The 24,659-nt window shown below is 72.3% G+C and carries 17 protein-coding genes; 11 read left to right on the forward strand and 6 right to left on the reverse strand.

Annotated features, from left to right (window positions below):
- Window positions 1-134: 134 nt before the first annotated feature.
- Complete coding sequence (locus tag ACIA3K_RS24715) at window positions 135-821, reverse strand: hypothetical protein (protein ID WP_396804084.1); 687 nt, start codon at window positions 819-821, stop codon at window positions 135-137.
- A 69-nt stretch (window positions 822-890) separates the two neighbouring features.
- Between ACIA3K_RS24715 and ACIA3K_RS24720 the strand changes: the two genes are divergently transcribed.
- The 3 genes from ACIA3K_RS24720 to ACIA3K_RS24730 are packed head-to-tail and all read left to right on the forward strand — an operon-like array spanning window position 891 to window position 5,286.
- Complete coding sequence (locus tag ACIA3K_RS24720; RefSeq protein WP_396804085.1) at window positions 891-3,509, forward strand: valine--tRNA ligase; 2,619 nt, start codon at window positions 891-893, stop codon at window positions 3,507-3,509.
- Window positions 3,506-4,840: a folylpolyglutamate synthase/dihydrofolate synthase family protein gene (locus ACIA3K_RS24725; RefSeq protein WP_355053152.1), complete on the forward strand. Its 1,335-nt coding sequence runs from the start codon at window positions 3,506-3,508 to the stop codon at window positions 4,838-4,840. The genes ACIA3K_RS24720 and ACIA3K_RS24725 overlap by 4 nt, the downstream gene beginning before the upstream one ends.
- A complete protein-coding gene (locus ACIA3K_RS24730) occupies window positions 4,837-5,286 on the forward strand; it encodes a DUF4233 domain-containing protein (protein ID WP_396804086.1) in 450 nt (149 codons plus the stop codon). The genes ACIA3K_RS24725 and ACIA3K_RS24730 overlap by 4 nt, the downstream gene beginning before the upstream one ends.
- Before the next feature lie 14 nt (window positions 5,287-5,300).
- On the opposite strand, the gene ACIA3K_RS24735 is transcribed toward ACIA3K_RS24730, so the two are convergent.
- The gene (locus ACIA3K_RS24735) at window positions 5,301-6,803 is read right to left on the reverse strand and encodes a VOC family protein (RefSeq protein WP_396804087.1); all 1,503 of its coding nucleotides are present in this window, start codon (window positions 6,801-6,803) and stop codon (window positions 5,301-5,303) included.
- Window positions 6,804-6,945: 142 nt separating this feature from the next.
- On the opposite strand from ACIA3K_RS24735, the gene ndk reads away from it, so the two are divergent.
- Complete coding sequence (ndk, locus tag ACIA3K_RS24740) at window positions 6,946-7,371, forward strand: nucleoside-diphosphate kinase (protein WP_357134476.1); 426 nt, start codon at window positions 6,946-6,948, stop codon at window positions 7,369-7,371.
- A 13-nt stretch (window positions 7,372-7,384) separates the two neighbouring features.
- Here the strand turns inward: ndk and sigJ are convergent, their stop codons facing one another.
- From sigJ to ACIA3K_RS24755, 3 genes are all read right to left on the reverse strand, one after another.
- Window positions 7,385-8,260: an RNA polymerase sigma factor SigJ gene (gene sigJ, locus ACIA3K_RS24745; RefSeq protein WP_396804088.1), complete on the reverse strand. Its 876-nt coding sequence runs from the start codon at window positions 8,258-8,260 to the stop codon at window positions 7,385-7,387.
- Window positions 8,257-8,688, reverse strand: coding sequence for a carboxymuconolactone decarboxylase family protein (locus ACIA3K_RS24750; protein WP_396804192.1), 432 nt, complete (start codon window positions 8,686-8,688; stop codon window positions 8,257-8,259). The genes sigJ and ACIA3K_RS24750 overlap by 4 nt, the downstream gene beginning before the upstream one ends.
- A 101-nt stretch (window positions 8,689-8,789) precedes the next feature.
- Window positions 8,790-9,941, reverse strand: a complete 1,152-nt coding sequence (locus ACIA3K_RS24755) for an acyltransferase family protein (protein ID WP_396804089.1) — start codon at window positions 9,939-9,941, stop codon at window positions 8,790-8,792.
- 159 nt (window positions 9,942-10,100) lie between these two features.
- Here ACIA3K_RS24755 and ACIA3K_RS24760 point away from each other — a divergent pair, with 159 nt between their 5' ends.
- The 3 genes from ACIA3K_RS24760 (at window position 10,101) to ACIA3K_RS24770 (ending at window position 15,985) form a co-directional block, all read left to right on the forward strand.
- Window positions 10,101-11,651, forward strand: coding sequence for an alkaline phosphatase D family protein (locus tag ACIA3K_RS24760; protein WP_396804090.1), 1,551 nt, complete (start codon window positions 10,101-10,103; stop codon window positions 11,649-11,651).
- A gap of 401 nt (window positions 11,652-12,052) precedes the next feature.
- Complete coding sequence (gene ileS, locus ACIA3K_RS24765; RefSeq protein WP_396804091.1) at window positions 12,053-15,199, forward strand: isoleucine--tRNA ligase; 3,147 nt, start codon at window positions 12,053-12,055, stop codon at window positions 15,197-15,199.
- 96 nt (window positions 15,200-15,295) lie between these two features.
- On the forward strand, window positions 15,296-15,985 hold the full coding sequence (locus ACIA3K_RS24770) for a lysophospholipid acyltransferase family protein (protein WP_396804092.1): 690 nt from the start codon (window positions 15,296-15,298) through the stop codon (window positions 15,983-15,985).
- Window positions 15,986-16,033: 48 nt separating this feature from the next.
- Here the strand turns inward: ACIA3K_RS24770 and ACIA3K_RS24775 are convergent, their stop codons facing one another.
- The gene (locus tag ACIA3K_RS24775; protein ID WP_396804193.1) at window positions 16,034-17,215 is read right to left on the reverse strand and encodes a hypothetical protein; all 1,182 of its coding nucleotides are present in this window, start codon (window positions 17,213-17,215) and stop codon (window positions 16,034-16,036) included.
- Window positions 17,216-17,816: 601 nt separating this feature from the next.
- Between ACIA3K_RS24775 and ACIA3K_RS24780 the strand changes: the two genes are divergently transcribed.
- From ACIA3K_RS24780 to ACIA3K_RS24795, 4 genes are all read left to right on the forward strand, one after another.
- Complete coding sequence (locus ACIA3K_RS24780) at window positions 17,817-19,820, forward strand: TIGR03960 family B12-binding radical SAM protein (protein ID WP_396804093.1); 2,004 nt, start codon at window positions 17,817-17,819, stop codon at window positions 19,818-19,820.
- A gap of 168 nt (window positions 19,821-19,988) precedes the next feature.
- Window positions 19,989-20,708 carry a TIGR03936 family radical SAM-associated protein gene (locus ACIA3K_RS24785; protein ID WP_396804194.1) on the forward strand — a complete coding sequence of 240 codons (720 nt, stop codon included), beginning with the start codon at window positions 19,989-19,991 and terminating at the stop codon, window positions 20,706-20,708.
- A gap of 131 nt (window positions 20,709-20,839) precedes the next feature.
- Window positions 20,840-23,905 carry an Rne/Rng family ribonuclease gene (locus tag ACIA3K_RS24790; RefSeq protein ID WP_396804094.1) on the forward strand — a complete coding sequence of 1,022 codons (3,066 nt, stop codon included), beginning with the start codon at window positions 20,840-20,842 and terminating at the stop codon, window positions 23,903-23,905.
- Between the two features lie 141 nt (window positions 23,906-24,046).
- The gene (locus ACIA3K_RS24795; RefSeq protein WP_396804095.1) at window positions 24,047-24,523 is read left to right on the forward strand and encodes a hypothetical protein; all 477 of its coding nucleotides are present in this window, start codon (window positions 24,047-24,049) and stop codon (window positions 24,521-24,523) included.
- Window positions 24,524-24,659 lie beyond the last annotated feature (136 nt).

Raw genomic sequence — 24,659 nt, forward strand, 5'->3', positions numbered from 1 at the left:
CCGCCCGCGCCCCGGACCCGCCCAGCGCCCGGTGATCATGAAGTTATTGCCACCGCCATCGGCGTGTCATGACAATAACTTCATGATCAACGCGCCGAGGGCGGGGCGGGGCGCGGGCGGGACAGGGGTGGGGGTTAGGTTCGGGATTGCATTTCGTTGCGGAGGTCGCCCAGGAGGGCGCCCGCGTCGGTCACCGACCTGCCGGGGAACATCGCCATCACGACGCTGCCGTGGTCGGCCCAACCGCACACCGCGAAGTCGCCGCCCTCACCGCTCGTGCTGCCGCACTTCATGACGCCACCCAGCTTGCCCGCGGGCACCTCGCGCAGCCCCGTCACCGCTCCGGTCTCGTCGGACATCAGGCCGAAGAGGCTGTCCAGGTCGCGTTCGGGCTGCCAGAGCAGCGTCGTGCCGCCGAAGACCAGGACCGCGCGCTTCTCGTCGGCGGGGTCGCGGTAGACGGTGCCGAAGCTCCGGTCCAGGTCGATGTCGGCGGCCAGGCCGCTGCGCAGGTAGTCCGCCGTGCTCTTGGCGCGTTCGCTGTCGTCCCGCGTCAACCCCGCCACCCGCTCGGGCGAGGACAGCCGGGTGTGCTTCTGCTGCGCCACACGCCACCCACCGACCCCCAGCACACCCGCGCCCGCGAGACCGACGAGCAGGGCGACCGTCCAGCCGATCTTGCGACGGCGGGACCAGCCAGCGGACCGCTCGTCGGGATCTCCGCCGGTGTCCCGCGTGCTCAGCTGGATCGGCTCCTCGGTCAGTTCGACCGGCTCGCGGCCGTGGTCGAGCGACCGGTCGGTGAGATGTGCGTCGGACATAGCCGACACCGTACGCGAACGAGAGGTGGCGCACGTCAGGTCCGCAGAAGCCCTTCGTAGACTTGTCGGGTGACCGAGAGACTGGATGCCCGACGCCCCGACGCCCCGACCCTTGCCGGCCAGTACCAGCCTGGCGAGGTAGAGCAGCGGCGGTACGAGCAGTGGGTAGCCGCTGGGCACTTCCGGGCCTCCGCCGACAGCGACAAGCCCCCCTTCACCATCGTCATTCCGCCGCCGAACGTCACCGGCTCGCTGCACATGGGTCACGCGTTCGAGCACACGCTCATGGACGCCCTGACCCGGCGCAAGCGGATGCAGGGCTTCGAGGCGCTGTGGCTGCCCGGCATGGACCACGCCGGCATCGCCACCCAGAACCTGGTCGAGCGTCAGCTCGCCGCCGAAGGGCTGTCGCGGCACGACCTCGGTCGGGAGAAGTTCGTCGAGCGGGTCTGGCAGTGGAAGGCCGAGTCGGGTGGCAAGATCCTCGGCCAGATGCGCCGCCTCGGCGACTCCGTCGACTGGGAGCGGGAGCGCTTCACCATGGACGCCGGCCTGAGCCGCGCGGTCCAGACGATCTTCAAGAAGCTCTTCGACGACGGCCTCATCTACCGGGCCAACCGGATCATCAACTGGTGTCCGCGCTGCCTGACCGCACTGTCGGACATCGAGGTCGAGCACACCGACGACGACGGTGAGCTGATCTCGATCCGCTACAGCGACGAGGTCGTGGTGGCCACCACGCGGGCCGAGACGATGCTCGGCGACACCGCCGTGGCGGTGCACCCCGACGACGAGCGCTACCAGCACCTGATCGGCACCGAGGTCGAGCTGCCGCTCACCGGCCGACGGATCCCGATCGTGGCCGACGCGCACGTCGACCCGTCCTTCGGCACCGGCATGGTCAAGGTGACCCCCGCCCACGACCCGAACGACTTCGAGATCGGCCAGCGGCACGACCTGCCCTCGCTGACCGTCATGGACGAGCGCGGCGTCATCACCGTGCCCGGCCCGTTCGAGGGGCTGGACCGGTTCGAGGCGCGGCCGGCGATCGTGGCCGCGCTGCGGGAACAGGGCCGGATCGTCGCCGAGAAGCGGCCGTACGTGCACGCCGTCGGCCACTGTTCGCGTTGCAAGACGACCGTCGAGCCGCGCCTGTCGTTGCAGTGGTTCGTCAACACCGCCCCGCTCGCGCAGGCCGCCGGTGACGCGGTGCGCGACGGTCGGGTCCGTATCGAGCCGGCCGAGCTGGCGAAGCGCTACTTCGCCTGGGTCGACAACATGCACGACTGGTGCATCTCCCGCCAGCTCTGGTGGGGGCACCGCATCCCGGTCTGGTACGGGCCGGCCGGCGAGATCGTGTGCGTCGGTCCCGACGAGACGCCGCCGACCGGCGAGGGTTGGCGCCAGGACGAGGACGTCCTCGACACCTGGTTCTCCAGCGGCCTGTGGCCGTTCTCGACCCTGGGCTGGCCGGAAGAGACCCCGGACCTGGCGAAGTTCTATCCCACCAGCGTGCTGGTCACCGGGTACGACATCCTGTTCTTCTGGGTCGCCCGGATGATGATGTTCGGCCTCTACGCGATGGACGGCCGGCCGCCCTTCGACGTGGTCGCGTTGCACGGCATGGTGCGCGACCAGTTCGGCAAGAAGATGTCGAAGTCGTTCGGCAACGTGGTCGACCCGCTGGACTGGATCGACAGGTACGGCGCCGACGCCACCCGGTTCACCCTGGCCCGGGGCGCGAACCCCGGCCAGGACGTGCCGGTGAGCGAGGAGTGGTGCCAGGGCTCGCGTAACTTCTGCAACAAGCTCTGGAACGCCACCCGGTTCGCGTTGATGAACGGCGCGCACACGACCGGCGACCTGCCGCCCGTCGAGCGGCTCTCCACCGTCGACCGGTGGGTCCTGTCCCGGCTGGCGCACGTCACCGCCGAGGTCGACGAGCAGTTCGAGGCGTACGAGTTCGCCAAGGTCTGTGATCTGCTCTACCACTTCGCCTGGGACGACGTCTGCGACTGGTACGTCGAGCTGAGCAAGCCGGTGCTCGCCGAGGGCGGTGAGCAGGCCGACGTGACCCGCCGGGTTCTCGGCCACGTCCTGGACCAGCTGCTGCGGCTGCTGCACCCGGTCATCCCGTTCGTCACCGAGGAGTTGTGGCTCGCGCTGACCGGCGGCGAGACGGTGCAGGCCGTCGCCTGGCCGGTGGCCGACCGGACGTTGGTCGACGACGCCGCCGAGGTCGAGCTGGCCGCCGTGCAGCGGGTCGTCACCGAGATCCGCCGGTTCCGTTCCGACCAGGGGCTACGCCCGACGCAGCGGGTCGCGGCCCGCCTGGACGGGCTGGCCGGGGCCGGCATCGCGGCCCACGAGCCGCTGATCCGGTCGCTGGTTCGCCTCGACCCCGCCGGTGACGACTTCCAGGCCAGCGCGACGTTGGCCATGCCCGGCGCGGTAGGTGTCGCGTTGGACACCCGGGGGTCGATCGACGTGGCCGCCGAGCGGGCCCGGCTGACCAAGGACCGCGCGGCCGCCCAGAAGGAGGTCGCGCAGGCCCAGGCGAAGCTCGACAACCCGGCCTTCATCGGCAAGGCCCCCGAGCCGGTCGTCGCGAAGATCCGCGACCGGCTCGCCACCGCCGAGGCCGACCTGGTCCGGATCGACGCCGCTCTGGAGACGCTTACCTCGTGACCGACCGTACCGATTTCGCCGCCGCCGAAGCCGAGCTGAACGCTCGCGGTTTCACCCGCATGGTGTTCGAGCTGGACCGCATCGAGTCGCTGCTCGACCTGCTCGGGAGCCCGCAGCGGGCGTACCCGTCGATCCACCTCACCGGCACCAACGGCAAGACCTCCACCGCACGGATGATCGACTCGCTGCTGCGGGCGTTCGGGCTGCACACCGGCAGGTACACGAGTCCGCACCTGGAGACCGTCCGGGAGCGGATCAGCCTGGACGGCGAACCGGTGAGCGAGGAGCGCTTCGCCGCGGTGTACGGGGAGATCAAGCCGCTGGCCGAGCTGGTCGACGCGCGCTCGGACGAGCCGCTGACGTACTTCGACATGACGACCGCGTTGGCGTTCGCCACGTTCGCCGACGCGCCCGTCGACATCGCCGTGGTCGAGGTGGGCCTCGGCGGCGCCGAGGACGCCACCAACGTCATCCAGGCCGGAGTCTGCGTGATCACGCCGATCGGCCTGGACCACACCGAGTGGCTCGGCGACACGCTCCAGGACATCGCGCTGGCCAAGGCCGGCATCATCCACCCGGGCGCCACCGTGATCTCGGCGGCGCAGGAGGAGGAGGCCGCGCGACCCCTGCTCGAACGCTGCTCCGAGGTGGGGGCCACCATCGCCCGCGAGGGCGCCGAGTTCGGCGTGCTGAGCCGGGCGGTCGCCGTCGGCGGGCAGGTGCTCAAGCTGCAGGGCCTCGGCGGCGTCTACGACGACGTGTTCATCCCCCTGCACGGCGCGCACCAGGCACAGAACGCCGCGGTGGCGCTCGCCGCCGTGGAGGCGTTCCTCGGGGCCGGGGCCCGCCGCCAGCTCGACGTCGAAGCCGTCCGGGAGGGGTTCGCCACGGCCAGCTCTCCGGGTCGGCTGGAGCGGGTCCGCAGCGCACCGACCGTCCTGCTGGACGGCGCGCACAACCCGCACGGCATGGCCGCGACCGTGACCGCGCTGCAGGAGGAGTTCGCGTTCAGCAAGCTGGTGGCGCTGGTGGGTGTCCTCGCCGACAAGGACGCGAGCAGCCTGCTGGAGCTGCTGGAGCCGGTGGCCGACGTCGTGGTGGTCACCCGCAACAGCTCGCCACGGGCGATGCCGACGAAGGAGCTCGCCGCGCTCGCCGTCGAGATCTTCGGCGAGGAACGCGTCGAGGTGGCCGAGGAGGTGCCGGACGCCATCGAGCTGGCGGTCGCGTTGGCCGAGGAGGACGTACCCGGTGAGCTCAGCGGCGTCGGTGTCCTGGTGACGGGTTCGGTGGTCACGGTCGCCGACGCGCGCCGGCTGCTGAAGCGATGACCGGCCCCGAGCGCGACCCCCGCGCCACCGACGACCCGACCGACCCGTCGCGCGCCGACGCGGGCGGGTCCGGATCGGGCGCGGGGGAGCCGGAGGTCGGGCAGGTACGGCGCTCCGGCCTGCGGAACCCGCAGGCGGCCGTACGGGGTCTCGGCGCGGGAACGCTCGGCCTGGAGGCGCTGGTGCTGCTGCTGGCCATCCAACCGATCCGGGTGGTCGGCGGTGACCTGGGCGGCGCCGCGATCGCCGTGGTGGTGGCCCTGGCGGTGGCCGCCATCCTGCTGGCCGGCATGATGCGGCGTCCCTGGGCCTGGCACGCCGGCACCGTGTTGCAGGGCCTGCTGATGCTGGCCGGGCTGCTGCACTGGTCGCTGCTCGTGCTGGGCGTCATCTTCGCGCTGGTCTGGGCGTACGCGCTGCACGTCCGCCGGGTCATCCTCGGCTGACGCCCGAGGGGCGGTCAGGCGTCGGCGCGTTCGCGCCACTGGGTCAGGGCGATGCCGTGGCCGTCCGGGTCCCGGAAGGCCGCCGCCCACACCTCCAGCCTGCTGCCCCGGTTGACCACGCGTGGGGCGTACGTGAAGCGGACACCGGATCCGCGCAGCCGTCCGTACGCCGCCTCGATGTCGTCCACCTCGAGGTTGACGTGCACGAGCCGGCGACTGATGGGCGCCGCCCCGGTCACCTCGCGCAGCACCAGCCGGGTCGAGCCGAAGGCGAGCACCGCGTTGCCGGTGCCCTGGTCGACCTCGGTGAAGCCGAGCATGTCCCGGTAGAAACCGAGCGACCGGGCCAGGTCGGTGACCAGCAGGGTCAGGCCGACGCCGCTGATGGGACCGGCCGGATCCGCCGCCGACGCTCCGTCGTACCCGAAGATCGCCTCGTCCAGGGCCTCGGCCGTGACGGTCTCGCGGGCCGCTCCCGCCGGGGTCGGATCGTCCAGCGGCAGGTCCAGCGGGTCCAGCGGGTCGGTAGCGAGCGGGCCGGTCCGCTGCGCCGGCGGGGCGTCGGTCGGCCGGTCCGCGCCCGGCGCGGACCGGGCCTGCGCTCCCGCGTCCACGCGGTCGTCGTCGGACTCGGCGGCACGGACGTCGTCCGGCTCGGCAGTGTCGACGTCGGGCTGGTCGAAGTGCTCCTCAGCCGGAGACCGGGGGGCGGGAGTGGCCCGGCGGGGCAGTCCCGCACCGGGCTGCTGCTCGACGACGACGCCTTCGAGGACCACCGGGCCGCCCGGGGTCTGGCTCACCACCACCGGCTCGCGCTCGTCGGATACGACGGACCGGTCGTCGCGCAGGGGGTCGGGACCGCGCGGGTCGCGGAACGGGTCGCCGCCGCGCGGGTCGCGGAACGGATCGGGGCCGCGCGGGTCGCCGAACGGGTCAGGGCCGAACGGGTCGCCGCCGCGCGCGTCCCGGAAGTCGTCGTCGGGCGCGCGGTCCGCCCACGGCGGGGCGTCCTGCTCGATCAGCACCTCGTCGACGGGGTCGATGTCGCCGAACTCGGGCGGCAGGTCCGCGACGGCCGCGGCGGTCTCGGCGTGGGTGGGCACCTCGTCCCAGAGAACCTTGACGTGCCGCTGGTCGTCGAGCGCGACCCGGATGGGCAGGGTCTGGCCCAACGACGGCCACTTGGAGACCGGTACCCGCGGCTCGATGATCTTCTTGGATCGGGGCGGCAGGCCGGGCGCGTCGATGACCAGTTGCAGCTCGCACCGGCCGAACGCGTACTGGGTGGGTGGTTCGGAGGCGCTGTGCACGTGCGCCACGCCGACCACCCAGGTGCGTCCGCCGCCCTTCACGGTGGCCAGCGCGATCGCCAGCACGAGCAGGGCGACGCCGAGCGCGACGATGGCCCAGCTGGTCATGCCCAGCCCGAAGAGGACGACGAAGGTGGCCACGGTGCCGAGCACCGTGCCGATCAGCTTGCGTACCGGCGCGATGGGCCGGTTCCCGCCATTCGCCACAGTGGACCTCCCGGGGGTCAGGGCCAGGCTAGGCCGGATCGGCCACCGGAGGAAAGACCGGCCGCCGCGCCGGCGCCGGGACCGGGTCGCTAGGCTGACGGTACCGAGCCCAAGCGTTCTGCGCGTACAGGAGGAACCCAGCGTGTCCAACGACAGCCCGGAAGAGCGCAGCCTCGTGCTGATCAAGCCCGACGCGGTCCGCCGCGGCCTGGTCGGCGAGCTCCTCTCCCGCTTCGAGCGCAAAGGGCTGCGGATCGACGCGATGGTGCACCGGACCATGGACGCCGCGCTCGCGGACGCGCACTACGCCGAGCACGTCGACAAGGCGTTCTACCCGCCGCTGAAGGACTTCATGACCGGCGGTCCGCTGGTCGCCCTGGTCCTCTCCGGCGACCAGGTCATCGACGTGGTCCGTGGGCTGGTCGGCGCGACCGACGGCCGCAAGGCCGCCGCCGGGACCATCCGGGGCGACCTGTCGCTCTCCAACCGGGAGAACCTGGTGCACGCCTCCGACTCGCCGGACAGCGCCAAGCGCGAGATCGCGCTCTGGTTCCCCGAGCTGGGCTGACGACCTCACGATCTCAGGCGGCCGGGGGTAGCTTCTCCGGGTTGCCCACCACGTAGACCTCGCTGATCCGGCCGGCTGCCGCGGCGACGGTCAGCGTGTACCGGCCGCCGTCGCCGCGGGTGAGCAGGATGGCCGGTTCGCCGTTCAGCTCCAGTCGACGTGCCGTCCACGCACGGTGCGGGCCGTAGATCCCGGCGTAGTACCGGGCGACCCGGTCCGCGCCCCGCACCGGGTTGCGCGCGGAGCGGACACGACCACCACCGTCGTTCCACGCGGTGACGTCCTCGGCCATCAGGTGGGTGAGCGTCGCCAGGTCCCCGTTCCGGGCGGCGGCGAGGAACGCCTCCAGCAACCGCTCACGCTCGGACCGGCTGGCGGTGAAGCGGCGGTCCTCCTGGCGTACGCGCGTGCTCGCCCGGTGGTACAGCTGACGACAGTCCTGCGGGGTCCGGTCCAGGATCTCCGCGATCTCGGCGTACGGCAGGTCGAACGCGGTGCGCAGGACGTACACGGCACGCTCCGGCGGCGTGAGCCGTTCCAGCACGTGCAGCAACGCGGTGGACAGCGAGTCACGCAGCTCCGCGCGGTCCAGCGGGCCGAACGGCGAGGGCTCGGTCGGCACCGGCTCGGGCAGCCACGGTCCGACGTACGTCTCGCGGGCCGCCTGCCGGGCCCGCAGCCGGTCCAGCGCGAGCCGGGTCACCACCCGGGACAGGTAGCGGCGGGGCTCGGCCACCGTCGAGCGGTCCGCGCCCAACCAGCGCAGGTACGTCTCCTGGAGCACGTCCTCGGCATCGTGCCGACTGCCGAGCAGCCGATAGGCGAGTCCGAGCAGCATCGGCCGGTGCGCCTCGAGCGCACCGGCCGCCTCTGCCGCCGTGGTCGTCACGCCTGAGCCGGGGGCTCCATGCGCGTCGTCACCGCGATGCGATTCCACACGTTGATTGTGGCGATCGCGAGGATCAGATCGGCCAGTTCCTTCTCCGACCAGACCTTCGCGGCGGCGTCCCAGACGTCGTCCGGCACGCCGTGCTCGCCCAGCCGGGTCACCGCGTCGGTGAGCGCCAGCGCCGCCCGCTCGCGCTCGTCGAAGAACGGTGCCTCACGCCAGGCGGCCATGGCGAACAGGCGCCGGTCCGACTCGCCGTCGGCCAGTGCCTCGCGGCTGTGCATGTCCACGCAGAACGCACAGCCGTTCGACATCGACGCCCGGATCTTGACCAACTCCAACACGGTGGGATCGACGTTCGCGCGCACGTACTTCTCCAGGCCCGACACGGCCTGGTATCCCTGCGGCGCGACCTCGAAGAGCTTCATCCGTTGCACGGCAACCTCCCTGATCGGTTCGACACCGCTACGACGGTCCGGTCGGTCGCGCTGTGACAACCGGGCCTATGAGCCCGGTCACGTCGAGGGGGTCAGCCGCGCGTCGCGGGGACGGTGTCCGGGAGCACCTCGCGGGGGCGGGGGATCCGGACGACACCGTCGACGTCGCCGGGCGGGCGGTCCTGGTCGCGGGGTGCGGGTCGGGACACCCGTGCCGCCAGGTCGCGGCCCACCTTGATCATCGGTAGCTCGACCCAGCGGTAGAGCACGTCCGCGAGGACCAACGCCACCACCACGGCGCCCACGAAGATGCCGGTGCTGTGCCGCCCGAGCGCGGGCAGCAGCCCGACCGCCGCGTGCGCCGCGATGGACTGGACCAGGTACATCGAGTACGACCGTTCGCCCACGAACACCAGCGGCCGCAGCCCCAGCACACGGGCCAGGACGCCGCGCGACAGCAGAGCCGGCAGCAGCAGCGCGGCCGCCGCCGCGTAGCAGCCGATCAGCGCCTCCTGGCCGAAGCGGGCCGGCCAGTACCGCACGGCCACCTGCACCGCGGCGAAGGCCACGATCACCACGCTGGCGGTGACCGGGTGGGTCAGCGGCCGGAACAGGGCGAAGCCGCGCGGGTGGTGCATCAGCACGGCCGTCAGGCAGCCGAGCAGGATCGCCACGTAGTGGATGGGCCAGCTCAGCCAGGCGATCTCCGGGGGGATCAGCGCGATGAGGAGCACGAGGAGCCCGAGGGTCACGGCGAGCCGGCGACGGAAGGCGCTGGTCACCAGCACGAAGGCGATCGCCGGCCAGAGCAGGTAGAACTTCTGCTCGATCCCGATCGTCCAGGAGTGCAGGTACGGGGCGTTGGCCGGCAGGAAGTCGTTGAGCAGCAGCAGGTAGTAGCGCAGCGAGCGTTCGACCGCGTCGCCGGTGCCGTTGAGCCGGGCCAGGCCCCAGGTCAGGAACAGCACGAGCAGGTACACCGGCATGATCCGGAAGAACCGCCGCAGGTAGAAGGCGCGCAGCGAGACCCGACCGTAGCGGTGTTCCTCCCGCAACAGCAGCGTCGTGATCAGAAAGCCGGAGAGCACGAAGAACAGGTGTACGCCGATCCAGCCGGTCAACCAGGCCCAGGACGGGCCGCCGAAGTGGAAGGCGAAGACCATCACGGCCGCGACGGCCCGCAGGCCGTCCAGCGCGGGGAATCGACGCATGGCCTGGAACTCGTCGTGGTTGAGCGGACGCACCGGCGAAGTCTGCGCGAGCCCGTCACCGGGGTCAAGCCGCGCTGGTCGCCCGTTCGCGCCCTTCGGACAGCGGGCGTTCCGGTGCCCGTCACCCGGACCGCCGACCGCGGTCATCTGCGCCCGGTAGACCGACGGGGTCACCCATGACCGGGAGGAAGCATGACCGAGCTTGATCGACGTACCCTGCTGCGGGCTGGCCTGGTGGCCGGAGCCGGAGTCGCCGGCGGCGCGCTGCTGGGCGGCGCCGGCGCGAACGCCGCTCCGGCCTGGCGTCCGGCGGGACGCCCCGTGCTCACCCACGGGGTGCAGAGCGGCGACGTGACCGCGGATTCGGCGCTGGTCTGGACGCGGGCCGACCGCCCGGGCCGGATGCTGGTCGAACTGAGCCGCCGCACCGACTTCCGGGGCGCGCGGCAGCTCCGTGGCCCGGTGCTGGGCCCGAACGCGGACTTCACCGGCAAGGTCCGGCTGCGGGGCCTGCCGGACGCCGAGCGGCTGCACTACCGGGTGCGGGTGGAGAGCCTGGACCGGCACGGGGTGGTCAGCGAGCCGTCGACCGGGTCGTTCACCACCGCGCCGGGTCGGCACCGACGCCGGGACGTGCGGTTCGTCTGGACCGGGGACATCGTCGGCCAGGGCTGGGGGATCGATCCCAACTTCGGCGGGCTGTCGATCTTCCGGGCGATGCGCGCGACCCGTCCGGACTTCTACCTGTGCAGCGGCGACACCGTCTACGCCGACGGCCCGCTCGTCGAGTCGGTGACGCTGCCCGACGGGCGGATCTGGCGCAACCTGGTGACCCCGGAGAAGAGCAAGGTCGCCGAGACGCTGCCCGAGTACCGGGGGCAGTTCGCCTACAACCTGCTCGACGAGCACCTGCGCGAGTTCGCGGCGGCCGTGCCGCAGATCAACCAGTGGGACGACCACGAGGTGCTCAACAACTGGTATCCGGGGGAGATCCTGGACGACCCGCGCTACACCGAGCAGCGGGTCGACGTGCTCGCCGCGCGGGCCAGCCAGGCGTTCCACGAGTGGCTGCCGGTGCCGGACAACGGGCCGCTGTACCGGCGGATCCCGTACGGGCCGCTGCTGGATGTCTTCGTGCTCGACATGCGGACGCACAAGGACCCCAACGACGGCAACACGTACGCCGACCCGAAGCGCGGTCTGCTCGGCCGCGAGCAGCGGGAGTGGCTGATCCGGGAGCTGAAGCGCTCCACGGCGACCTGGAAGGTGATCGCCAACGACCTGCCGATCGGGGTCGTGGTGCCGGACGGTCCCGCCGCGCAGGAGGGCGTGGCGCAGGGCGACCCGGGCGCGCCGCTCGGGCGTGAGCTGGAGTTCGCCGAGGTGCTGCGGGCGACCCACCGGGCCGGGGTGACCGGCATGGTCTTCCTCACCGCCGACGTGCACTACTCCGCCGCGCACCACTACGACCCGTCCCGCGCGGCGGTCGGTGACTTCACGCCGTTCTGGGAGTTCGTCTCCGGCCCGGCGCACGCCGGCGCGTTCGGCCCGAACGCCCTCGACGGCACGTTCGGACCGCAGGCGGTCTTCGTGCACGCCCCGCCGCGCGCGAACACCTCCCCGGCCGAGGGCTTCCAGCACTTCGGCGAGGTCCAGATCGACGGCGAATCCGGGGCTCTGACGGTGCACCTGCGCGACCGCGAAGGCGCCTCCCTCTGGACCACCACCCTCCCAACCCCCTGACCCCGGGGTCCCCCTCGGTTGATCATGAAGTTGTTGCCACGACACGCCGACCCGGACGGCAACAACTTCATGATCGACGGGGTGGGGGCCGGGTGGGGGCCGGGTGGGGGCGGGGTGGGGTTTAGTCGGGGGCGGGGGAGCGGGTGGGTCTTGTATCGTTGGAGGCCGTAAGGCGATGACCCGGCCATCACCGGTGAGCCTCCGGAAGAACAGCCGGGTGACCGGCCCAGTAGAACCGGACGGGTCCGGCCCGTCACAGCCGGCCAATGAGCGGGCGGTCGATCCTGACCGCCAAGCGGGGTGGTACCGCGGGCCACCCGGGGAGCGTCGTTGTCGGCGTACCCCGGACGGTTCGTCCTCGCAGACCCACGTTGAGTGAGCTGCGAGGAGAGCGACAGGCGATGGCCTATCCACTGCACGACCCGACCGCCGCCGGTGTCCCGGCGAGCCCGGACCTGCCCGCGGTCGAGCGCCGGGTGCTGGAGCACTGGACGGCCGACAAGACCTTCGAGGCCAGCATCGAGGCCCGTCCCGCCGGCACGGACGGCAAAAACGAGTACGTCTTCTACGACGGTCCACCGTTCGCCAACGGCCTGCCGCACTACGGCCACCTGTTCACCGGGTACGTCAAGGACGTGGTGCCGCGCTACCAGACCATGCGCGGCCGGCACGTGGAGCGGCGCTTCGGCTGGGACTGCCACGGCCTGCCCGCCGAGGTGGTGGCCGAGAAGCAGCTCGGCATCACCAGCAAGGCCGAGATCATCGACCTGGGCGTGGCCCGGTTCAACGAGGCCTGCCGCACGTCGGTGCTGGAGTTCACCCAGGACTGGGAGCGGTACATCAACCGGCAGGCCCGCTGGGTCGACTTCACCAACGACTACAAGACCCTCGACCTGGACTACATGGAAAGCGTCATGTGGGCCTTCAAGACCCTGCACGACAAGGGTCTGATCTACGAGGGTTTCCGGGTGCTGGCGTACTGCTGGCGCTGTGAGACGCCGCTGTCGAACACCGAGACCCGGATGGACGACGTCTACCGGGACCGGCACGACCCGACGCTGACCGTGTGGTTCGGGCTGACCGCCGACGAGTCCGCCCCGGAGCTGCTGCGCGGGCCGGTCAAGCTGGGCGTCTGGACCACCACGCCGTGGACCCTGCCGTCGAACCTGGCACTCGCCGTCGGCCCGGACATCGAGTACGCGGTGCTCGACCGGGACGGGGAGCGGTTCGTCGTGGGGGCGGCGCGGCTGGCCGCGTACGCCAAGGAACTGGACGGGTACGAGCTCCTCGGCACGGTGTACGGCCGGGACCTGGTCGGACGCCGTTACACGCCGCTGTTCGACTTCCTCGTCGAGCGGGCGGGCGACAACGCGTACCAGGTGCTCGGGGCGGAGTTCGTCACCACCGAGGACGGCACCGGGATCGTGCACCTCGCCCCGGCGTTCGGTGAGGACGACCAGAACGTCTGCAACGCCGCCGGCATCCCCACCATCGTCACCGTGGACGACCACACGCGGTTCACCGCGCTGGTCCCGCCGTACCAGGGTGAGCAGGTCTTCGACGTCAACAAGCCGGTGATCCGGGAGCTGAAGGAGCGGGGGGTGGTGCTGCGGCAGGACACCTACACCCACTCGTACCCGCACTGCTGGCGCTGCGACACCCCGCTGGTCTACAAGGCGGTGTCGTCGTGGTTCGTGGCGGTCACCCAGTTCCGGGACCGGATGGTCGAGCTGAACCAGGAGATCAACTGGACGCCCGGCCACATCAAGGACGGCTCGTTCGGCAAGTGGCTGGCCAACGCCCGGGACTGGTCGATCAGCCGGAACCGGTTCTGGGGCTCGCCGATCCCGGTGTGGAAGTCCGACGACCCGAACTACCCGCGCCTGGACGTCTACGGCTCGCTCGCCGACATCGAGCGGGACTTCGGCGTACGCCTGAGCGACCTGCACCGGCCGGCGGTGGACGACCTGGTCCGCCCCAACCCGGACGACCCGACCGGTCAGTCGATGATGCGCCGGGTGCCGGAGGTGCTGGACTGCTGGTTCGAGTCGGGGTCGATGCCGTTCGCCCAGGTGCACTACCCGTTCGAGAACGCCGACTGGTTCGAGCACCACTACCCGGGTGACTTCATCGTCGAGTACATCGGGCAGACCCGCGGCTGGTTCTACACCATGCACGTGCTGGCCACCGCGCTGTTCGACCGGCCGGCGTTCCGCAACTGCCTGAGCCACGGCATCCTGCTCGGCTCGGACGGGCGCAAGATGTCCAAGAGCCTGCGCAACTACCCGGACGTCTACCACGTGTTCGACTCGTACGGGTCGGACGCGATGCGCTGGATGCTGATGTCGTCGCCGGTGCTGCGGGGCGGTGACATGGCGGTCACCGAGACGCTGATCCGCGACGCGGTACGGCAGGTGCTGCTGCCGCTGTGGAACGTCTGGTACTTCTTCTCGCTGTACGCCAACGCCGACGGGTATCAGGCGCGGCGGCGCACCGACTCCACCCACCTGCTCGACCGGTACATCCTGGCGAAGACCAACGAGCTGGTGGCGACGGTCGGCGCGCAGATGGACGCGTACGACATCTCCGGCGCGTGCGCCACCGTCCGGTCCTACCTGGACGCGCTGACCAACTGGTACGTGCGCCGGTCCCGGGACCGGTTCTGGTCGGGTGACGCCAACGCCTTCGACACGCTGTCGACGGTGCTGGAGACGCTCTGCCGGGTGGTGGCGCCGCTCGCGCCGCTGACCGCGGAGGAGATCTGGCGTGGCCTGACGGGCGAGCGGTCGGTGCACCTGACCGACTGGCCGTCCGCCAAGGAGTTCCCGGCCGACCACGACCTCGTCGCGGCGATGGACAACGTGCGGGCGGTCGCCTCGGCGGCGCTGTCGTTGCGCAAGGCCAAGGGGCTGCGGGTACGGCTGCCGCTGTCGACGTTGACCGTGGCGTCCCCGGCGGCGGAGCAACTGCGCCCGTTCGCCGACCTGATCGCCGACGAGGTCAACGTGAAGGCGGTGGAGTTCAGCGCCGAGCTGTCCGCGTACTGCGAGCAGGTGTTGACCGTGGTGCCGCGGGCGCTCGGCCCGCGCGTCGGCAAGCAGGTCCAGCAGGTGATCAAGGCGGTCAAGGCGGGCGACTGGGAGCTGGTGGAGGGCGCGCCGGTGGCGGCCGGCATCACCCTGGCCGAGGGCGAGTACGAGCTGCGTCTCGTGGCCGCCGACGCCGAGCACTCCGCGCCGCTGCCCGGTGGCGAGGGCGTGGTGGTGCTCGACACCGAGGTCACCCCGGAGCTGGCCGCCGAGGGCCTGGCCCGCGACGTGGTGCGGGTGGTGCAGCAGGCCCGCCGTGACGCCGACCTGGACGTCTCGGACCGGATCGTGGTGTCGGTGTCGGCGTCCGACGAGGTGCGCGCCGCGGTGGCCGGGTACCTGGAGTTCGTGTCGGGTGAGGTGCTGGCCGACTCGGTCGACTTCGCCGAGGGCCTCGACGGTTTCGCCGGTGAGGTGGGCGAGGGTGAGCGGGTGACGGTCACCGTCCGTCGGTCGTAGAACACGCACGCGGACGCCTCCCACCTCCGTCGGCGGGGTGTGGGGGCGTCCGCTACCGTGACACCGCCTGTTCGCACCTCATCTGCCGGAGGACCAGTGCCCCTGCTCTACACCATCGGCAAGCTCACCGTGGCGCCCGCGCTGCGGTTGGCGTTCCGCCCGACCGTGGAGGGTCTGGAACACGTGCCGGAGACCGGCGGCGCGATCTTCGCCGGTAACCACCTCTCGGTGGCGGACGAGCTGTTCCTCGGCACGGTGGTGCCCCGGCACCTGGCGTTCTGGGCCAAGTCCGAGTACTTCACCGGCACCGGCGCGAAGGGCGCGTTCTCGAAGTTCGTCCTCACCGGTCTGGGCGCCATCCCGGTCGAACGGGCCGGTGGGCGTGCCGCGCTGTCCGCGTTCGACGCCGCCATTCCGGCGTTGCGGGGCGGTGACCTGGTGGTGGTCTACCCGGAGGGCACCCGCTCCCCGGACGGCAAGCTCTACCGGGGCCGGACCGGGGCGGCCCGGCTGGCGATCGCCGCCGGTGTGCCGATCATCCCGGTGGGCACGATCGGCACGGACAAGGCGCAGCCGATCGGGGCACGGGTACCTCGCCCCGGCACTGCCAAGATCACCGTGAAGTTCGGAAAGCCGCTGGACTTCACCGGCCGCCCGGACGATCGCACCTCGCTGCGGCAGATGACCGACGAGGTGATGAGCGAGATCCAGAAGCTCACGGGCCAGGAGTACATCCCCCGCTACGCCCCGAAGCGCGCCGACACCGACCCGGCCAGCGAGGTCTGACCCCGCCCAAGCCGTCCGGGTGCCCGCGAGCGGCGGCACGGATGCGGCTCAGCCCTGCTTGGGTTGGACGATCTGCGTGCGCAGGGTGTCCAGCAACGTCGCGCTGTCCGAGACGGAGAGCCGGGTGAACACCCCGGTGGCGATGCTGCCGTGGTCGACCGAGGTGCACACCACCACGTCACCCCCGGCTGGCCGACCGATCGCGCAGCGCTCGTACCGACCCCGTACGCCGGTCCGCACCGTCTCCGGGGCCTCCAGCGCGTAGCGCTCACCGAGCCGCGTGATCTCCTCGTCCGCGTCCGCCTCGGGGGTCAGCCGGAAGCCGGTGCCGCCGAAGACCGTCACCTGCTTGCCGTCCGTCGTCCGGTAGACGCCCGCGAAGGTGTCCTCGGCCAGCAGGTGCTCCTGGCGTACCTCTCTCTCCAACTGCTTGGCCGTCTCGGAGCTGCTGTCGTCCTGCCGCAGGCTTAGGTCGGCGACCTGCTCGGGCAGCGCGGCGCTGGCCGGGTACTGGGACGAGATCGGCAGGCCGTAGTAGGCCGGGCAACCACAGCAGCAGGCCAGGCTGAGCAGCAGCAGCCACGGCCAGCGACGCCGGCGGCGGCGTGGTCGAGGAGGCGCGTACCCCTTGGGGGCCTCCCCGCCCGGCGGCGCCGTGGCCGGGCCCCGCCCCCGGCGCTGTTTCGGCACCCGGGCCGGCGGCGCGGGCCGGACCGGCGCGGCGGGCCGGGCGGCGGTGGGTGGAGGTGGTGCGGCAGGTCGGGCGTGCGGTGGCGGGTAGGCGACCGGCGGCAGGTAGGCCGGCGGTGGCGGGTGGGCGGCGGGTTGGTGGTGCGGCGGCGGCGAGACGGGGTGCGTCCCGACCGGCGGTGGTGAGACGGGGTGCGCGCCGATCGGTGGCCCGGGCCACTGCCGGGTGGCCGGCGGGACCGGGTAGCCCAGTGTCGGCGGCAGCGAAGGCAGTTCGGCGGACGGCAGGTCCCAGCCGCCGGTGTCCACCCCGGCCCACGGGTCGACCGGGGTGCGGTGCTCCAGCGGCTGCTCCGGCAGCGGCGGTGGCGGGGTCGGCTCGGCCGACTCCCCCCAGGCACGCCGACGCGGCAGCGGAGGCGGAACCGGCGCGGACCCGCTCCACCGGGGCGCGGGCGGCGCGGCGGGGGAGTCGGGGCCGTCACCCACGCGCTCGCGGGCCGTGGGCTCAGGCCCGGCAGCCGGCCCGGTCTCGGCCACGGGCTCCGGGGCAGTCGGGTGCGGCTCGGGCTTGTCGGCCGGCTCGGGCTGGGCCGCCGGCTCCTTCGCCGTCGGGTCCGGCTGGGCCGCCGGCTCCTTCGCCGTCGGGTCCGGCTGGGCCGCCGGCTCCTTCGCCGTCGGGTCCGGCTGGGCCGCCGGCTCCTGCGCCGTCGGGTCCGGCTGGGCCGCCGGCTCCTTCGCCGTCGGATCCGGCTGGGCTGCCGGCTCGGACAGCGTCGGGTCCGGCTTCGCCGCGGGCTCGGGCGTCGCCGCCTCCGCCGGGCCGGCGGGGGTCGGTTCGACCGGGGGTTCCGGGCCGTCGGGGACGGCAGGTTGATCCGGGGGTACGGGTGGGGAGGTCGACTCGTCGGCGACCGCCGGCGCGTCGTCCGGCTTCGGGCCAGGGGTGCGCCCGTCGGCCGGCCGTGCTCCCGGCTGGGGCTCCGGCATCGCGGCAATCTCCTCTCGCGCCGGTCCGAGGTTAGTACCGTGCCGCCACCACCGCCGCCCGGGCACCGGGGCGCGGGCCCGGGGCGGCCGGTCGGCCGGCATCGTGGCGTGCGCGCGGTCACCGTCCGCCGGGCGCGTACCCTTGGGCATCATGAGTGCCCCGTCCACGACGCCGCGCGCGGCCGCGACCAATCCGAGCGATGGCTCCAGCTCGGAGCCGTCGATCTGGCCCCGGCTCGAGCCGTTGCTCCCGCAGATCTCCAAGCCGATCCAGTACGTCGGCGGTGAACTGGGCGCGGTCGTCAAGGACTGGGACGCGGCGACGGTGCGCTGGGCGCTGATGTATCCCGACGCGTACGAGGTGGGCCTGCCCAACCAGGGTGTGCAGATCCTCTACGAGGTGCTCAACGAGCTGCCCGACACCCTCGCCGAGCGGACGTACGCGGTCTGGCCCGACCTGGAGAGCCTGATGCGCACGCACGGCGTGCCGCAGTTCACCGTCGACGCGCACCGGCCGGTGCGCAAGTTCGACGTGTTCGGCATCTCCTTCTCCACCGAGCTGGGCTACACCAACATGCTCACGGCGATCGACCTGGCAGGCATTCCGCTGCTGGCCGCCGACCGTACCGACGCCGACCCGGTGATCGTGGCCGGTGGGCACGCCGCGTTCAACCCGGAGCCGATCGCCGACTTCATCGACGCCGCGGTGCTCGGCGACGGCGAGGAGGCCGTCCTGGAGATCACCGCGATCGTCCGGGAGTGGAAGGCCGAGGGCTCCCCGGGCGGCCGCGACGAGCTGCTGCTGCGGCTGGCCCGCACCGAGAGCGTCTACGTGCCGCGCTTCTACGACGTCGACTACCTGCCGGACGGGCGGATCCAGCGGGTCGTGCCGAACCGGGCGGACGTGCCGTTCCGGGTGCACAAGCGCACGACGATGGACCTGGACGCGTGGCCGTACCCGAAGAAGCCCCTCGTGCCGCTCGCGGAGACGGTGCACGAGCGGTACGCCGTGGAGATCTTCCGGGGCTGCACCCGGGGCTGCCGGTTCTGCCAGGCCGGCATGATCACCCGCCCGGTGCGGGAGCGGTCGATCACCACCGTGGGGCAGATGGTGCGTGAGGGCCTGGAGTTCTCCGGCTTCAACGAGGTGGGCCTGCTGTCGCTCTCCTCGGCTGACCACTCCGAGATCGGCGACATGTGCTCGGGCCTGGCCCAGCAGTACGAGGGCACGAACGTCTCGCTGTCGCTGCCGTCGACCCGGGTGGACGCCTTCAACATCGACCTCGCGCAGGAGTTGTCCCGCAACGGGCGGCGTACCGGTCTGACCTTCGCCCCGGAGGGCGGGTCGGAGCGGATCCGCAAGGTCATCAACAAGATGGTGTCGAAGGAAGACCTGATCCGCACGGTCGTCACCGCGTACAGCAACGGTTGGCGGCAGGTGAAGCTCTACTTCATGTGCGGCCTGCCCACCGAGACCGACGAGGACGTCCTCGAGATCGCGGAGATGGCCCACGAGGTGATCCGGGCCGGTCGGGCCGCCACCGGCTCCAAGGACATCCGCTGCACGGTCTCCATCGGCGGGTTCGTGCCGAAGCCGCACACCCCGTTCCAGTGGGCCTCCATGGAGCGCCCGGAGGTCATCGACGGCCGGCTCAAGATGCTCAAGCAGGCCATCAACGCGGACCGTTCGCTGGGTCGGGCGATCGGCTTCCGCTACCACGACGGCGAGCCGTCGCTCATCGAAGGCCTGCTCTCCCGGGGTGACCGCCGCGTCGGCGCGGTGATCCGCCGGGTCTGGGAGAACGGCGGCCGGTTCGACGGGTGGAGCGAGCACTTCTCGTACCAGCGCTGGGTGGACGCGGCGGCCGAGACGCTGCCCGCGTTCGGGGTGGACCTCGACTGGTACACCACCCGTCAGCGTGACGAGCTGGAGGTCCTGCCCTGGGACCACCTGGACTCGGGCCTGGACAAGGACTGGCTCTGGCAGGACTGGCAGGATTCGGTCAGCGGGTTCGAGCAGGACGACTGCCGCTGGACCCCGTGCTTCGACTGCGGCGTCTGCCCCTCCATGGACACCGAGATCCAGATCGGCCCGACGGGCAAGAAACTCCTCCCCCTGACGCCGATCACCCCCCTGAAGACCCCCGCCCCCTGACCGACCCCGACGGGTCGCTCGCGTTGATCATGAAGTTGTTGCCCGCACCACGGCGTGTCGTCGACAATAACTTCATGATCAACGAGGTGCTGAGTTTCGAGGAGCGAGACGATCAGTAAGAGAAACCAGCCGGAGGGTGGGCAGGCGCCGGTCGTCCAGCGCGCCCGCATCCGGTACGCCAAGCGCGGGCCGCTGCGGTTCACCTCGCACCGGGACTTCGCCCGGGCCTTCGAGCGCGCGCTGCGTCGTGCCGCCGTACCGATCGCGTTCTCCCAGGGCTTCACCCCGCACCCGAAGATCTCCTACGCCAGCGCCGCCCCGACCGGGGTGGCCAGCGAGGCGGAGTACCTGGAGATCGGCCTTCAGGCCCCGGTCGACCCGGAGGCGCTGCGCGCCGCGCTCGACGCCGCGCTCTCGCCCGGGCTGGACGTGCTGGAGGTGGTGATCGCCGAGGGAGGCAGCCTGGCCGACCGGATCGAGGCGTCGCACTGGCGCATCGAGCTGCCCGAGGTCGACACGGAGACCCTGCGCGCCGCCGTGGACGCGTTCACCGCCGCCGACGAAATTCTGGTCGAGCGGATGACCAAGCAGGGGCGACGCACCTTCGACGCTCGCGCGGCAGTCATATCGATCGATGCTCTCCTCCCGACGCAGACGCCTTCCGGGGTGCCGGCCGTACCGTGTGCGATACTCGAACTGGTCGTACGGCAGGTCACTCCGTCCGTACGGCCCGATGACGTCCTTTCCGGCCTCCGCGTGGTGGCCGACCTGGAGCCGCCGGTCTCGCCGAGGGTGACCCGGCTGGCTCAGGGCACGCTGACCGCGCAGGGTGCGATCGTGGATCCGTTGGATGCGGACCGCGGCGGGGCAGCCATCGTTGGGCACTGACCGACGGTCAGCGCTCTTGCAGGCAGACTTCGGCGGTCGCGCACCACGCGCGCCCGGCGGAAACACTTTTGCGGCGACCCTGCGTGGCAGCGCTCACCCGCGCCCGGGGCAGCCAGAACTGGAGAACGTCCATGCTCGAGAACGAGCCCGAGGGCGGCGAACGGACCGGTTCACAGCCGGCCGGGGAGACCGCTGAGCAGAGCAGCACCGACAGCACCGCCGGCACCGAACAGGCCACCGGCGCGGAGCAGGCCGGGGCGGAGAGCGCCGAGCCCGCCGCGAAGCCGCGACGGGCGCGGGCCACCCGGCGTCGGGCCGCCCCGCTCAACCAGCCGGAGCAGGCCGAGGCGCCCGTCGAGGCGTCCACCGGTGGGATCGGCGCCGTCGAGACGCCGCAGGCGGAGGTCTTCGCCCCGATCTCCGGTGACCTGGACGTCCCCCCGAAGGCGCCCCGTCGCCGTCGCAAGGCCGCTCCGGTCGAGACGACCGCCGAGGAGCCGCTGGTCGCGGCCAGCGCGGAGCTGTCGTCCCCCGAGGTCGTTCCTCCGGTCAAGGTGACCCGCACCCGGCGGAAGAAGGCGACGCCCGCCGTCACCGAGCCGGAGCCCGCCGCTGCCGTCGAGTCGGAGCCGGCCGTCGACGAGCCGGCCGCCGTCACCGAGCCCGAGCCCGTCCCGGCCGACGAGCCGCCGGCCGAGTCCGACCTGCGGGAGGCCGAAGCCGAGCTGGACGAGCCGCAGACCTCGCCGAGCCCGGCCGAGCAGGCGTTCGGGGATGTCGCGCCCGGCGTCGCCGTGGCGAACGTGACGGACGAGCCGATCGAGCCGGCCGAGGCCATCGAGGCCGAGCCGCCGAAGACCCGCCGTCGTCGCGCAGCGCTCTCCGCGCCCACCGTGCTGTTCATGGCGCCCCAGCCGGACGCCGTGCCGGTGACGCGCCCGGCCGAGCCCGAGCCGGTCGCCGAGGAGCCGGCCGTCGAGGCCGAGCCCTCCCGTCGTCGGCGGCGCGGCCGCCGCGATGCGGAGCCGGTCGAGCCGCTCGAGCCGATCGAGGCCGTCGAGGCCGAGGAGGAGCCGACCGAGGAGGCCGACGAGGCCACCGAGGCGGACGAGGACGACGAGGACAGCGCCGCCGCGCGCCGTCGCCGCCGCCGTGGTCGCCGTGGTCGGGGCCGGGGCAAGGGTGGCGCCGACGACGCCGACGACGAGGAGTCCGACGAGGCCGCGCAGGCCGAGGAGGAGACCGCCGAGTCCGAGGGCGAGAGCGACGAGGACGAGGAGTCCGAGGGCGGGGACGGGATGACCCGCCGCCGCCGTCGCCGTCGTCGCCGGGGCGCGGGTGACACCGAGGGGGCCGCCGACGACGGTGTGCCGACCGTGGTCAAGATCCGCGAACCCCGTCGTACGGTCGACGAGGTCCAGGGCGTGTCCGGCTCGACCCGGCTGGAGGCCAAACGCCAGCGTCGCCGGGACGGCCGGGAGCAGCGCCGTACGCGGCCGCCGATCCTCAGCGAGTCGGAGTTCCTGGCCCGCCGGGAGGCGGTGGACCGGGTGATGGCGGTCCGGCAGCGCGGCGACCGCACCCAGATCGCCGTCCTGGAGGACGGGGTGCTGGTCGAGCACTACGTCACCCGCAACTCGTCCGGCACCATGGCCGGCAACGTCTACCTGGGCAAGGTCCAGAACGTGCTGCCCAGCATGGAGGCGGCGTTCGTCGACGTCGGCCGGGGCCGCAACGCGGTGCTCTACGCGGGCGAGGTCAACTGGGACACCTCCGGGCTGGAGGGGCGGGCCCGCTCGATCGAGCAGGCGCTGCGCTCCGGCGACTCGGTGCTGGTCCAGGTCACCAAGGACCCGATCGGGCACAAGGGCGCGCGGCTGACCAGCCACATCGCGCTCTCCGGTCGACACCTGGTCTACGTGCCCAACGGCAACGCGTCCGGGATCAGCCGCAAGCTGCCGGACACCGAGCGCAAGCGGCTGCGGGACGTGCTCAAGAAGCTGGTCCCGGACGGTGCCGGCGTGATCGTCCGGACGGCCGCCGAGGGCGCCAGCGAGGACGAGCTGGCCCGCGACGTCAAGCGGTTGCAGGCGCAGTGGGAGGACATCCAGGCCAAGGCCGCCGAGGGTGGCGCCCCGGTGCTGCTCTACGAGGAGCCCGACCTGGTCATCCGGGTGGTCCGGGACCTGTTCAACGAGGACTTCCGCGAGCTGGTCATCGAGGGCGAGCAGTCGTACGGCATGGTCGAGTCGTACCTGTCGCACGTCTCCCCGGACCTGGTCGACCGGGTCCGCCGGCACGTCGGCACGACCGACGTGTTCGCCGAGTACCGGATCGACGAGCAGATCATCAAGGGTCTGGACCGCAAGGTGTTCCTGCCGTCCGGCGGCTCGCTGGTGATCGACAAGACCGAGGCCATGACGGTCGTCGACGTGAACACCGGCAAGTACACCGGCTCCGGCGGCAACCTGGAGGAGACGGTCACCCGCAACAACCTGGAGGCGGCGGAGGAGATCGTCCGCCAGCTCCGGCTGCGGGACATCGGCGGCATCGTGGTGATCGACTTCATCGACATGGTGCTCGAGTCGAACCGGGAGTTGGTGCTGCGCCGGCTCACCGAGTGCCTGGGTCGGGACCGCACCAAGCACCAGGTCACCGAGATCACCTCGCTCGGTCTGGTGCAGATGACCCGCAAGCGGATCGGCGCGGGCCTGCTGGAGGCGTTCAGCGAGACCTGCGACTGCTGTAAGGGCCGGGGCGTCATCATCCACACCGAGCCGGTGCCGGAGAAGCCGCGCAACGGCGGGGCCGCGGAGAAGGTCAAGGCCGTCGCGTCGTCGGCGCCGGCCGCGCCGGCCGTCCCGGCCGCGGAGAACGGCACGCCGTCCTCCCGCCGCCGGGCGCGCAAGAGCGCCCCGGCCGAGCGCGCCGTGGTCGAGGTCGTCGACACCGACAACCGCGCCGAACCGGACGCCGACTACCAGGACACCATGGGGTACGACCTGTCCCGGTACGAGACGGAGACGGAGGCCGCTCCGGCGGTGTCCGACAGCCAGCGGGGTGAGTCGGCGCGGCTGGCCGCGGCGGACGACCCGGACGCTCTCGCCGACGCTGACGGCGACGAGGAGGCCGCCGAGGGTGGCACCGGACGTCGTCGTTCCCGCCGGGGTGGCGCCCGCCGGCGGACCCGCCCCTGACGGCTCACCGGCCCGCCGTCCCTGACGGCTGACCGGCCCGGTGTTTGACGAGGTCCCTTTCCCGGCAATGTGACGGGGGAGGGACCTCGCCGCTCGGGTCACCGCGACGCGGGAACGCTCGGCCCCGGTCAGGAGAAGAAGATGCGTCGCCTGCTCGCTCGTACCCTGCTGGTAGCCGTACTCCTGGCTTCGGCGGCCTGCTCCGAAGACCGCTCGGGTGGTGCGGACCCGACCGGGGGTCCCGCGCCGACGGGTCCGGCCGCTACGCCGCTGGGCGGTGGCGCGGCGGGCGGTGACGCCCGGGTCTGTGCCGAGGCGCGGCGGGCCGGGACCACCGCCGTCCGGGAATATGTCGAGGGGCTGGGCCAGATGGTCGCCGCGGTGGGCGCGGGTGACACCGTGACGGCCGACGCGGCCCGGAGCCGGGCGCAGGCGGCCCTGGCCGGCTGGCGGGCGGCGCTGCGGGAGCAGGGCGCTCAGGCCACCGACGCGCAGCTCAGGACATTGCTCAGTGACCTCGGCACGGAGGTCGCCGCCCTCGGCGTCGACGTCGAGTCGATCGACGAGACCGAGTTGGACCGGCTCCAGCAGCGCCTCGATCAGCTCTGCGTCCGGTGATCAGGGCGGGCCGGTTTGGGGTCCGCGCCGGCGATGGCGTACTCTTGCCTACGGCCCACCTTTGGTGTGCCGAGTTCCCGTGTGCCCGCGCCGCCGTGCACTGCTACCCGGCGAGCCGCCGCGGGGACGACCAGTC

Source organism: Micromonospora sp. NPDC051543 (assembly GCF_044454415.1).
GTDB lineage: Bacteria > Actinomycetota > Actinomycetes > Mycobacteriales > Micromonosporaceae > Micromonospora.